At 60.7% G+C, this 12,093-nt stretch carries 12 protein-coding genes; 6 read left to right on the top strand and 6 right to left on the bottom strand.

Annotated features, from left to right (window positions below; all coding sequences use genetic code 11):
* Positions 1-247: 247 nt before the first annotated feature.
* Positions 248-802, top strand: coding sequence for a DUF4352 domain-containing protein (locus DFO65_RS04450; RefSeq protein ID WP_245940503.1), 555 nt, complete (start codon positions 248-250; stop codon positions 800-802).
* Positions 803-993: 191 nt separating this feature from the next.
* Here the strand turns inward: DFO65_RS04450 and DFO65_RS04455 are convergent, their stop codons facing one another.
* The 3 genes from DFO65_RS04455 to DFO65_RS04465 are packed head-to-tail and all read right to left on the bottom strand — an operon-like array spanning position 994 to position 3,198.
* Positions 994-1,719, bottom strand: coding sequence for a GntR family transcriptional regulator (locus DFO65_RS04455; protein WP_113903235.1), 726 nt, complete (start codon positions 1,717-1,719; stop codon positions 994-996).
* A gap of 4 nt (positions 1,720-1,723) precedes the next feature.
* A complete protein-coding gene (locus DFO65_RS04460) occupies positions 1,724-2,539 on the bottom strand; it encodes a carbon-nitrogen hydrolase family protein (protein WP_113903236.1) in 816 nt (271 codons plus the stop codon).
* On the bottom strand, positions 2,536-3,198 hold the full coding sequence (locus tag DFO65_RS04465) for an RraA family protein (RefSeq protein ID WP_113903580.1): 663 nt from the start codon (positions 3,196-3,198) through the stop codon (positions 2,536-2,538). Before DFO65_RS04465 ends, DFO65_RS04460 begins: the two co-directional genes overlap by 4 nt.
* A 332-nt stretch (positions 3,199-3,530) precedes the next feature.
* On the opposite strand from DFO65_RS04465, the gene DFO65_RS04470 reads away from it, so the two are divergent.
* Genes DFO65_RS04470 through DFO65_RS04485 form a run of 4 tightly spaced genes read left to right on the top strand, consistent with a single transcriptional unit; the run spans position 3,531 to position 7,383 of the window.
* Positions 3,531-4,586 carry an extracellular solute-binding protein gene (locus tag DFO65_RS04470; protein ID WP_181778621.1) on the top strand — a complete coding sequence of 352 codons (1,056 nt, stop codon included), beginning with the start codon at positions 3,531-3,533 and terminating at the stop codon, positions 4,584-4,586.
* 3 nt (positions 4,587-4,589) lie between these two features.
* Positions 4,590-5,690 (top strand): ABC transporter ATP-binding protein, encoded by a 1,101-nt coding sequence (locus tag DFO65_RS04475; protein WP_220151231.1) that lies wholly within the window; start codon positions 4,590-4,592, stop codon positions 5,688-5,690.
* Between the two features lie 10 nt (positions 5,691-5,700).
* Positions 5,701-6,591 carry an ABC transporter permease gene (locus DFO65_RS04480; protein ID WP_220151232.1) on the top strand — a complete coding sequence of 297 codons (891 nt, stop codon included), beginning with the start codon at positions 5,701-5,703 and terminating at the stop codon, positions 6,589-6,591.
* A gap of 9 nt (positions 6,592-6,600) precedes the next feature.
* A complete protein-coding gene (locus DFO65_RS04485) occupies positions 6,601-7,383 on the top strand; it encodes an ABC transporter permease (RefSeq protein ID WP_113903238.1) in 783 nt (260 codons plus the stop codon).
* Positions 7,384-7,598: 215 nt separating this feature from the next.
* Here the strand turns inward: DFO65_RS04485 and DFO65_RS04490 are convergent, their stop codons facing one another.
* The 3 genes from DFO65_RS04490 to DFO65_RS04500 all read right to left on the bottom strand — a co-directional run bounded on the left by DFO65_RS04490 (position 7,599) and on the right by DFO65_RS04500 (position 10,889).
* Positions 7,599-8,021 carry a VOC family protein gene (locus DFO65_RS04490; RefSeq protein ID WP_113903239.1) on the bottom strand — a complete coding sequence of 141 codons (423 nt, stop codon included), beginning with the start codon at positions 8,019-8,021 and terminating at the stop codon, positions 7,599-7,601.
* A 68-nt stretch (positions 8,022-8,089) separates the two neighbouring features.
* Entirely contained in the window at positions 8,090-9,532 is a 1,443-nt protein-coding gene (locus tag DFO65_RS04495) for an amidase (protein ID WP_220151233.1), read from the bottom strand.
* 43 nt (positions 9,533-9,575) lie between these two features.
* Positions 9,576-10,889 carry an Nramp family divalent metal transporter gene (locus DFO65_RS04500; protein WP_113903240.1) on the bottom strand — a complete coding sequence of 438 codons (1,314 nt, stop codon included), beginning with the start codon at positions 10,887-10,889 and terminating at the stop codon, positions 9,576-9,578.
* 161 nt (positions 10,890-11,050) lie between these two features.
* Between DFO65_RS04500 and DFO65_RS04505 the strand changes: the two genes are divergently transcribed.
* Positions 11,051-12,091, top strand: coding sequence for an Lrp/AsnC family transcriptional regulator (locus DFO65_RS04505; RefSeq protein WP_113903241.1), 1,041 nt, complete (start codon positions 11,051-11,053; stop codon positions 12,089-12,091).
* Positions 12,092-12,093: the final 2 nt, after the last annotated feature.

The following is a 12,093-nucleotide window of genomic DNA, read 5'->3' on the forward strand; positions in this document are numbered from 1 at the left end:
CCGTGCCACCGGCACCCCACTTCGGAGGAAGACCATGTCCACACCGCACAACTCACAGCAACCCGGTCCGCAGCAGGGACACCCGTATCAACAGCCCCAATGGCAGCCGCAGCAGCCTCAGGGACAGATGCTCGGCGGTCAGTATCCGCCTGCGAACGGCCAGTTCCCGGGTGGATACCCGGGCGGGAAACCGCCGAAGCAGAAGAAGCCGCTGCTCAAACGGTGGTGGTTCTGGGCGTTGGTCGTCGTGTTCCTCTTCATCGGCCTCGCCAGCCTCGGCGGGGGAGGCGACGACACCACGGAAACCACGTCGACCTCGACAACCGAAGAGAAGCCCGCTGCCGAAGAGCCGACGGCCGAGGAGCAGGCCGCTGAGGAACCGGCGGTTGAGGAGAAGGCCGCCACATATGCGATCGGCGACGCTGTAGCTGCCGATGGATGGGAGATCACCGTCAACGAGGTCAAGGACGGGGTGTCCGAGGTCGGAAACGAGTTCCTCAGTGAGAAGGCTCAGGGCCAATTCGTCACGGTTGACATCTCTGTGAAGAACATGGAATCGAGTCCTGAGTACTTCTTCGAGGACAACATCAAACTCGCGGACAAGGACGGCAACGCCTACTCCTCGGACTCGGAAGCGGCGATGTACGCCGATGAGGACTCCATTCTCTTCTTGGAAGAGATCAACCCGGGCAATACGGCCAAAGGTGTCCTCGTCTTCGATGTGCCGAAGGACGTCTCCCCGGACCGGCTCGTCTTCGAAGGCGGCATCTTCTCGGACCCGATCGAGATCGCAATCGACTGAGAGGATCCCGAATCACGGTGGCCCAGAGCTCGTATAGAGGTCGGGGCCACCGGGGCCGTCTTTGAGCCGGGATTCAACCCGGATGCTCACACCGGCCCCAACCTGGTCGGAGAATCAGTCACCATGCGATGGGTCAGGTGAGCTTGGCGAATCGGGAACTGCCGAAACCTGTCTGATCAGGAGTTCAAAAGTCAGTTAGTGAAAATACCCGAGATCTGCTTGAGGCTCCCAATAAGGTGGTACTCGAGCCGGCGTAGCGCTTCTTCCCGGTCGAAGTCCGCCAGAGCCTCGGCGATCCTGGCGTGTTCGTTCACGGCATCACATGGCCGCCTCGAGACCGCACCGAACATCGCGATGCCGATCCTCACCTGCCGGTCATGAAGTGAGTTATAGAGTTGAGCGAACTCAGTGTTACCCATCGCCTTGACCAGGGTCCAGTGGAACTCTTTGTCGATAAGGACCATTTCGACGATCTTGTCCGGATCAGATTCGAGTACTCCCGTCTGTTCGTTCACCAAACGCGTCAATTCGTCAGCGACGGGAATTTTGTTCTCGCAGATCTGTTCGATCCCGTAGCCTTCCAGCACCAGTCGAGTCTGGGCCTGTTCCTGAATATTCCTCAAACTGATCGCCGGTACGGAGGCACCTCGGCGGGGGAGCAGGTCGAGGAGTTTCTCGGCCTGCAGCCGGAAGAATGCCTCGCGGACGGGAGTCCGCGACACACCTGTGGCCGCTGCCACTTCAGTTTCAGTGATGATCGTCTGCGGCGCGATTTGAAGCGTGACGATGAGCTCTTTGAGATATTGGTACGCGTAGTCGGCTGCTTTTACCGACGGATCACGAACGCCCGGTGGCAGCTTAGCCGAAGTCGACCAGCCACCGAACCGGGCTTTCGCGGTGTCATGAAATTGACTCATCTACTCATTGTCGGTCAAGTGGAGTTACTCCGAACCGTCGTCCTTTAAGACTCGGGTTCGTCGCGCGGACGGATTCGATTCTGTCTGATGAAACGATACCCGAAGCGATTGCGCCGGCGGCTTCTCCTGCCGAGGCGATCGTGACACCCATCGGATCGACGATCATACTGTGCCCTGCGCACGATGGACCGGTCTGTCCACTGCCCACCATATAGATCGTGTTCTCAATCGCACGAGCGCGCAGTAAGGTCTCCCAATGAAACTCCTTAGCTGGCCCTGAGGCCCACGCTGCGGGCAAGGCGATGAGATCGGCACCTTCGTCGGCGATCCATCGGAATATCTCCGGGAACCTAAGGTCGTAACATGTCGCCGCGCCGACCTTTATTCCAGCGATTTCGAACATGAGCGGCCTGTCGATCCGTGCCGCAGTGACCTTGTCCGACTCCTTGTAACCGAAGGCGTCGTAGAGATGTATCTTCCGATAGACATCAACGAGTTGACCTTGTGAATTGACGTACACCAGAGTGTTGAACGGACGACGAGGATCGTCTGCATTAGTTTCGGTCATTCCACACACAACATGGACCCCGCTGTTTGCAGCAGATTTCATAAGTGCAGCTACGAACTGTCCGTCGACCGTCTCGGAGTAGCAAAGGTCGGGTTGAGTCTTTCCGGGGTCTGAGTACATCGCGTTTTCGGGGAGCACCACCAGATCTCCGGTGGGGGCGGCGGTAGCGATGAGTTCGGTGACAGCCAAGCGATTGGCTTCAACATCGGTGCCGGCCTCGAACTGGGCAGCGGCGACTCGCAGCGTACTCATGCGACTGGTTTTCCTTTCATGAATTGTTCGGCGGCGCCTGACCATTCCGCAAGGGAGTGCCCAGCGCTGATCCTCGATTTCAAGTCCGGTTCAGCCCCCTCCTTTTGTTTGAGTATTTCGACCACCTCATCGATCTCATCCTCCTTGAGCACCGCAATCCCATCAGAATCAGCAACCACAGCGTCGCCGGGTTCGACAATGCATCCACCCACTGTGACGGGGACGTTGATGCTTCCTTCGACCCCGAGGATCCTCGTTGTTCGAGCGGAAACTCCATTCGAGTACACGGGCAGGCCGAGCTCGAGGACTTCATCGAAGTCATTCATCGCCCCGGCTAAAATCACGCCCTCTGCCCCTCTTGTTTTCGCGGTGAATGCGACCATGCCCCCAAAGCACGAGCGTGGGTCGCCGGATTGTTCGACGACGAGGACGTCACCTGGTCGAAGCTTGTCCGCAGCGACATGAAGGGCAGTTGAATCGAGATGTGGGAGACGCACGGTCACTGCCGTTCCGGCAAACGCGATCGGTCGATAGTTTGGGGTCAGGCCCAGCACGAAACCGTGATCACGCAGGTGCCCGAGGGTGGAAGTCTGAACTTCGAGCAGGGATTTTCGTCGACCATCGTCAATTTGTACAGGCATAGGGTTGTCGATGAACATCAGTGTCCTTTCGCTGTGACCACCCGCGAAAAGCCCGAACGACTGTAGCGTCAGAATGGGGGCGGGCGGGGATGTGAGCACCATCGAATCGTGATTTGTATCAGCCGGGATCAATGCACGAGACGGTGTGTGTACCCAATGTATACACAGGATGTACGTGGAGGCAATAGTTCGTTCTGAAGTTTTTTGTTTCGTGCTGGAAAGTGAGAATTTCTTCATCGAACCCTTGATCGGGCAGGGTGATCGTGGCACTATCGACTCAGCCGGGGTCAATGACCGAGATGGAACCCATTGCGCAAGTGAAGATGCTTGCGGGACGAAGGAGTTCCATCATGTCAAAGAAATCCCTCCTCTCTGCCGCAGTTCTGGTCGCGGCCATCAGCGCAGTTTCCGCGTGTGGTGGATCGGGTTCGGACGCCGGTGCAAACACGGAAGTCAATATCCTTGGCTACGCTGCGCTCTTCGAAGACAAGTACACCGAGGCAGTCATCAGCAAGTTCGAGGAAGAGCATTCCGAGATCGATGTCAATTTCGTGCCGGCTCAGAACAGCGCTGAAATGCTGGGCAAGCTGCGAAGCGAGAAGGCCAATCCCACAGTCGACGTGGCGATAATCGATACCTCCGTTGCCAATACGGGGAACAAGGAAGGTATCTTCTCGAAGATCACAGAGGACGAGGTGCCGAATCTCGCCAATGTTGTCGACATGGGCAAGAGCGCGGATGGATACGGGCCGGCCGTAACGTTCGACAACCTCGTTGTCCTGCACAACACCGAGAAGGTTCCGCAGGCACCGAATGAAGTCGGCGATCTCTGGAATGCCCCCGACAAGTCGGTTGCGATTCCGGCGCCGCCCGACATCCAGGGCATCGCTCTCACCGTGCTCACTGCGAACAACCTCGGCGACGACTACAAACAGTCTATCGATCCGGCCATAGCGAAGCTCGGGGAACTGGCGCCAAAGGTCACGACCTGGGATCCGCAGCCGGACGTCTACCAGACTGTGATTTCGGGTCAGGCCCAGTACGCCATCGGGTGGAACGCTAGAGCACAGGTATTCAGTGATGAATCGGGCGGGACACTTGGGGTAGTCCAGCCCGAAGACGGTGTAGCTTTCCAGATCAACACAATCAACGCAGTGGAGGGAGCGAAGAACGCAGACGCTGCGAAGACCTTCATTGACTTCGCCCTGTCGAAGGAGGCGCAGGAGTCCTTTGCTGACACGATGTTCTATACTCCGACTGTCTCAAATGCCGAACTCTCGGAGGACACGAAGAAGCGGGTCGCGTCGCCGGAGGATCCGAACATCGTCGATATTGACTGGAACTGGATGTCGGACGAGCGCGACTCTTGGACCGAGCAATGGCGCCGCGGCGTCATCGGGGGCTGAGGGATGAGCATCAACACAGCGCACCTGAGTATCAGGAATCTGCAGAAGACCTATCCGAAGACCACGGCGCCGGCTGTCGACGACGTCTGCCTCGAAGTAGCTGAAGGGGAGCTAGTGGCCCTGCTCGGTCCATCGGGTTGCGGAAAGACAACCACCTTGCGCATGGTTGCGGGACTGCTCGACCCAAGCGCTGGTGAGATCGTCGTCAATGGAAAGGACGTCGTCTCGACACCCGTTCACAAGCGCGGAATGGGCATGGTGTTCCAGTCATACGCCCTCTTTCCGCATATGAATATCGCAGAGAATGTAAGCTTCGGTCTGCAGATGCGCAGACTGTCTCGAGCAGAGGCGACGAAGAAGGCTGACGAGGCGCTCGACATGGTTCAGCTGGGACATCTCAGGGACCGCCGTCCGGCTGAACTCTCTGGTGGTCAGCAACAGCGAGTCGCTCTTGCACGCGCACTCGTCATCGAACCAACCCTTCTGCTTCTCGACGAACCTCTATCGAATCTCGATGCGAAGCTCCGTGAGGCGATGCGACACGAGATTCGATCGATCCAACAGCGGCTCGGTACCACCACATTGTTCGTGACCCACGATCAGGACGAGGCGCTTGACATGGCCGATCGAATCGCAATCCTCAACAACGGGCGGATCGAGCAGTACGCCCCACCGAGCGAAGTTTACGACCGACCGGCCACAAGGTTCGTCGCAAATTTCGTCGGAAAAGCCAATTTTCTCGATGTCGAGAACGTCGAGAAACTCGGAAATGACACCTACCGAGTAAAGACTAAGGAATTCGGGATGCTCGATGTGGGCGGTGTCGACGGACTTGATCCCACTCGCGCGAGCCTCGTGATCAGGCCGCATCGGCTCATGACCACCAAGGTCGATGACAGTGCGAAGAGTTCTCGTCCTGCATCGATCGGCGAGGTCATTGCAACGAGTTACACGGGCAATGTTCAGAGCTACGAGGTTCGGCTCAACGAATCCGCGGTTCTCCGCGTGGACCAACTCACTGACACCCTGAGAGATCTGCGGATGGGGGACCGGGTGCAGCTCACCTTCGATCCGGCAGAAGCCTATCTCGTCTCGGACCAGTGAGGAGAGCGCCATGACTTTGACACAGATGGGAAGCCGGAAGCGAACGACCGGATTCCGCAGTAGAAGGCGTTGGGAACTGTTCGGACTGTTGTTCCCTGGACTCCTGGGCATATTCGTCGGTTTCGTCCTTCCCGTATTCGTGATGTTCAGGATGTCCCTGAATACTCATGGAACAGGCGGCCAGCTGGTCGAATCTGTCAGCCTCGGTGCCTATCGGGCTGCCCTGACCGATCCGTTCTACTGGGAGGTCATTGGAAACACTCTCGTGCTCGGACTCGGATGTGGCGCTGCAGCCACAATCCTGTCCTATCCGCTGGCCCTCTTTCTGGTGAGGACTACCTCGAAATGGAAGGGCGTGCTAATCGCGCTCGCCATCGCCCCGCTTCTCACCTCGGCAGTCGCTCGCACCTACGGTTGGATCGCGATCCTCGGTGACCAGGGAGTTGTCAATGACTCCCTCATGAGGATCGGCGTCCTCGATGCGCCGATCCAGCTGAGCAACAATCTGCTCGGGACGACGATTGCGCTCGTCGAGATTCTCATGCCGTACGCGATCCTCGCGATGATCTCCGGATTCGGACGGATCAGCCCCTCGCTCGAGGAAGCTGCTGGTTCCCTTGGAGCGTCGAAGCTCAAGACCTTTGTGCGGATCACCTTGCCGTTGTCACTTCCCGGAGTATTCACGGGATTCCTCCTGGTCTTCGTTCTGGCGATCAGTTCGTTCGTCACACCGAGACTGTTGGGTGGCGGGCGAGTATTCATCCTCGCGACCGAGGTCTACAACGAAGCCACCCAGACTCTTAACTGGCCATTGGCATCGGCGCTGTCCGTGATTCTTCTCGTGGTCTTCGGCCTCATGATTGCCGTGTATCAGCGCCTCATCGCCAAGTTCGAAGGATAGGGAACTGCCATGTGGAAATTCTTCAACCAGGTCCTCGTTACCGTCGTCTACCTGTTCCTCCTGGCCCCAATCATCGCCGTCGTCCTCATTTCATTCAACGGATCGGCGAAACTGTCAATCGATCTGGGTTCTCCGTCGTTGCAGTGGTACGAAAGCATGCTCATGAACGAAGGGTTCATCGAGGGAGCGAAAGTCAGCTTCATCACGGCGAGCATCGTCGCCCTCGTCGTCCTGTGCTTTGGAGTACCGGTCGCTCTAGCCATTGCTCGTTATGACTTCAGGGGCAGGAGCTTCGTTTCCGGACTCTTCCTGTCACCGCTGCTCGTTCCCACGGTGGTCCTTGGACTCGGCCTACTGTTGGTTTTCCAACCGATCGCCCTGACGGGAACATACGCGGGCATTATCATCGCTCACTTCGGAATCACGGTGCCCTATGTTATCCGAACGACTCTCATGAGCTTGACCACAAGCGACGTCTCCTGCGAGGAAGCGGCCAAAGTCCATGGGGCGAACAGCTGGGAGACCTTCCGCCGAGTCACTTTGCCGATCATCTCCCCAGGCCTGATCGCCGGAGCAGTCATGGCTTTCATCATTTCCTTCGACGAAGCGGTCATCTCCCTATTCGTCGCAGGAGCGGGTCGAACGACCCTGCCCGTCGAGATGTTCAGGTACCTGCAGTACAGGTCAGACCCCGGGGTGGCAGCACTGTCCGTGATACTTATTGCGATCTCGGTGGTCATAGTCATCGTTGTCGAACGAGCTGTCGGACTGAGGAAAGTGATGAACAGTTGACTATTTCCTGTTCTTGGATTCAGCGGGAATCAGACGGATATTTCCGTTAGAAGACTTTCACCTCAACGAATGAGGCAGTACCAGCCCGACGCGACACGCCGGTGCTCGGCAGGACCGACACGTCGTCCTGCCGAGCACCGGCGTCGTCGGTCAGTCCCCGCTCACCAAAGAGAGCCGCTCACACATGAGAGCGGGGTGGCAGTGGTCGGGCTGGATCATTCACCCTCGCAGGAGAAGGACCACATCACTCCGAACTTGTCGAAGACCTGGCCGTACCAGCCGCCCCACGGAGCGATCTCGAACGGCATTCCCTCGCTGCCCCCGGCTGCGATGAGCTTCTCGATGTAACCGCGTGCCTCGTCGGGGGTGTCGGTGGTGTAGAGCAGCGAATACGCGGTGCCCCGCACGGCATATTCGTTGCCGTCTTCCATGGCATCTCCGCCGGCGATGATGCCCGACGGCATCTCCAGGGTCGCATGGGCCACCGCCTGCGGATCGGGCTCGAAAGGCATCTCTGGCATCGACATGTCACCATAGCGGAGGATGTTCAGCTCACCCCCGAACACCTCATGCCAGTGTTCCATCGCCTCGCCGGTGGTGCCGGGAAGAGAAATGTACGTTGCGAGTGAATGCGCCACAGTGGTCTCCTTCGTCGCTCTGAGCTGGTCTTCTCAGTATGCGCCCGTTCGGGGGCCCGCGGAACACCTCACCGAGGAGAGCTCACCGACGTCCCCGAGTTCAATGCCGGTCGACGATCCGCCGCCCCGAAAGCCTCCTCCAGGGTGAGCGCGAATTCGAGGAGCCGCTGTTCGCTGCGGGGCGGACCGATGACCTGAAGCCCGACCGGCAGCCCCTCGGAGGTGAAACCGGCGGGCAGGGACAGGGCCGGGCACCCGGTCATGGTCACCGCCGACGGCAGGGTCATCCATTCCAGGTAGTCATGCATCTCCACCCCGGCGACCGAATGGGGGTAGTCGAGGTCGCCGTCGAAGGGCACGACCTGAGCGACCGGACAGACGAGGAAATCGTGCTGGGTGAAGAACTCCCGGATCCGGTCGCTGATGACGGCGGATGCGAGTTCGGCCCGTGACACTTCAGGCCCGGACAGCCGGCGCCCGACTTCGACATTCCAGTGAATCGATTCACCCAGTTGGTCACCGTGGGTCTCGACCAGAGACCCGAGGGCGGCCTCGAACTGCCAGGCTCGAAGGACCCCGAACGCATGAGCGGCACCGGTGAGGTCGGGATGGGTGTCGTCGACGATGACCCCCAGATCGGCGATGGAGCCGACCATCGATGTCAGCGCCTCGATGACCGCGTCTTCGACCGGGATGCCCAGACCGAGGTCGCGACTCCAGGCCACCCTGATCCCATTCGGGTCGAGACCATGGTCGAGGCCGGGGAAGTGCGCACCATAACCGACGGGTGATCGGGGATCGTCTCCGGCCTGGACCGAGAGCAGAAGGTAGAGATCACGCACCGTCCTGGCCAACGGTCCCTTGACCGACAGCCGCGTCCACGGCTGCTTCTCCGGCCAGCTCGGGACGGTGCCCAGGCTCGGTCGCAGCCCGACCACATTGCAGAAGGACGCCGGGGTCCGCAACGACCCTCCGGTGTCGGAGCCGTCGGCGATCGGCAGCATCCGGGCCGCGAGCGCGGCGGCGGCTCCTCCGCTGCTGCCGCCGGCACTGCGTGCGAGGTCCCAGGGGTTGTTCGTTCTGCCGTAGACGGGGTTGAAGGTGTGAGACCCCAGCCCGAGCTCCGGGACATTCGTCTTGCCCACAGTGACGACGCCGGCGGCCTTCTCCCTCTCCACGACACTGTGGTCGACCTCCGGGACGGTGTCGGCGAAGACCGTGGACCCGGATGTCGACAGCCAGCCTCGAACCGGCAGCGTGTCCTTGTGCGCGATCGGCAGCCCGTAGAGCGGCGGCAGGTTCTGCCGATTCCGGGTGAAATGCTTGTCAAGGTCATCGGCCGCGGCGCGCGCCCGCTCACCGTCGAGGGCGACGATCGCGTTGACCTCTGGGTTCACTTCGTCGATGCGAGCGAGGTGGGCATCGAGGACCTCGCGGACGGATGCACTGCCTGAACGCATGAGCTCGACGAGTTCGACGGCGGTGAGGTCAGTGAGATCGGTCGGTGCCACTGAGGAGTCCTTTCGTGAAGCGGGGCGGAAATGTCCTCAGGGGTCAGCCGGAGTAGAGGCCGAGCGACTCGAGGACTTGGACGACGGCGAGGAAGCCGAAGAGGAGGAGGCAGGCGACGAGCGCGATGTTCGACAGCCAGCCGTTGCGCAGGCGCTGCGGCAGTGAACTCCGGTTGAGCAGGCGCAGGAGTGCGAAGGACAGGATCGGCAGCACGAAGGCGCTGACGGTGGCGTAGACGATGACGAGTGTCACCGGTTTGCCCAGGGTCGAGACGGCGAACGTGCAGACGAGTGCGTAGACGAGGGCGACGCGGAACGGGATCGAAGCCGGAGCCATCTCGCGATCGGCGTGCTCGTCGGCGATGCCGCGCAGAACGCGGATGCTGTCGGCGGTGAGATAGCCGATCGCCGAGAACCCGCCGATGATCGAGGTGTAGACGATCGCGACGAGACTGACGAGGAACATGATCCGGCCGATGTCGCCCGCCAGGGGCTCGAGCAGATTCGCGATGGGGATGATGGCCTCGCCCTCGGTGATCGACGTCTGCGTGGTGTAGAGCAGATGCGTGCCGACCACGGACATCGCGATGGCGAAGATGCCGATGATGACATAACTGGTCCCGGAATCGAGGCGCACGACGGACTTCCACTCCTGACCGCTCCAGCCCGACTCCCGGACCCAGTACGAATAGGCGAGGATCCCGATCGCTCCTCCGACGCCGCCGATGAGGGAGAGGACGGTGACGAATGAGCCTTCGGGCAGCGTCGGCAGGAGCGTGCTCGTCGCGGCCGCGGACGCTCCCTCACTGCCCGCCGAGCCGAAGGCGATCCAGATCATGCCGATGAACATGATCACGCCGAAACCGTACATCGCCTTCTCCACGACGCTGTATCGGCCGATGCCGACGAGGACGACGGCGGAGACGACGACGGCGGCGAACGCGGGCCAGTAGGGCAGACCAGGGAAGATCGCCTGGAGGGTGAGAGTGGTGATCGCTGTGAGGCCGGAGCCGTAGAAGAAGCCGACGAGGAGCACGATGACGAGGAAGAGTGCCGGGAAGAACCGACCGCCGAGGTCCGTGAGGTGGGAGAGGAACGTCCGGTCGGAGGTGAGCTGAAGCCGTGCGATCGCTTCGGACAGGGCGAACTTGAGGATGAGACCGACGACGAACACCCAGACCAGCCCGAGGCCGAACTGCGAGGCGGAATTGAGCGTCGTGACCATGTCGCCTGCGCCCACGCTCGCCATCGCCAGGACGATGCCGGGGCCGACGAAGCGGAGCCGGGCTGCCCAGGAGCGTGGGGGAGCGTCCGCCGGCTTGGGGTTGATCTGAGGCTGAGTATTTGCGTTGGCCATGTGTCCTCTTTGACGGTGTGGTCCGATGCGAACGTGCAACAGTGGGATGGGATGGCATGTCTGACGACAACGATGTGTTGCGTCGATTTCATCGTAGGACTCTGCCCGGATCCTGACATCGGCCTGTCGAAGATTGACGGAATCTGACAGAATCGAGGCCTATGTCCTCCAGTTCGTTCGACCCTTTGTCCGAAGACCGGCGTATCCGGGATCCCTCTGTCGCCGCCGGCAGTCGAGATGCGGTCGCGGGTCGGGACAGTGACACAGCACGGATTCTCGCGGCTCTGCAGGTGCATCCGCGAGCTTCCTGGCCGCAGATCGCCCAAGTCCTCGGGATGAACGAGCGCACGGTGGCCCGCAAAGGTCAGGACCTTCTCAGCAGGGGCGTCGTGAGAGTCTCGGTGGTGTCCGTGGGTGCGCGCGGCTCTCTTGTCGAGGTGGTGGCCGAACGGGGTGCCATGCGCATGGCGGCGAAGTATCTGGCGGCTCGCCAGGAGGTCCTCTGGCTGCACATGACGACAGGGCCGCAGGACCTCCTCGGCGAAGTCAACGTGCCCGACTGGGAACTGGCCGACGTCGTCATCGACGAACTGCAGGCAGTGCCCGGAACCCAGGCGGTGCGGACCTATCCCATCCTCGACTATCTGCGACTGGCCAAGGACTGGGACCCGGGGCTGCTGTCCGCGGAGGAGAGAACCGCGCTCGACGAGCAGAACGAGTTCCGCACCCCCTTCTATGAGATGGGGTTCGATGCACCCGCTCTCGATCCGATGGACAGGCGGATCGGAGAGGAGTTGGCCCGCAACGGTCGGGCGACGTTCGTCGACCTCGGCCGTGCTGCCGGAGTGTCCGAATCGACCGTGCGCAGACGGGTCGCGCGGCTGGTCTCGACAGGGCGGATCGCCTTCCGGGCCGTGTTCGACCCGAAGCACCTCGGACTGCCGCTGACGGCAGTGCTGAAGCTGTCGGTGGCGCCGGTCCACCTGACTTCGGTGTGCGCGGCGGTCGCGGGTGATTCCCGGATCCGCAACGCCCTGGTGCTCACCGGTTCCGCTGCGGTCCTCGTCCAGGTCGATGTCACCACTCGCCGGGACCTCCTCGATCTCCTCGCGACTCATCCCATGATGGAGCACGTCGGCTCGGTCGAGACGTCGGTGGTCCTGCAGTCGGCGAAGAGGTCGAGAACACAGTTCGACGTGTGAGC

Source organism: Brevibacterium sanguinis (genome assembly GCF_003315415.1).
GTDB classification, from domain to species: domain Bacteria; phylum Actinomycetota; class Actinomycetes; order Actinomycetales; family Brevibacteriaceae; genus Brevibacterium; species Brevibacterium celere_A.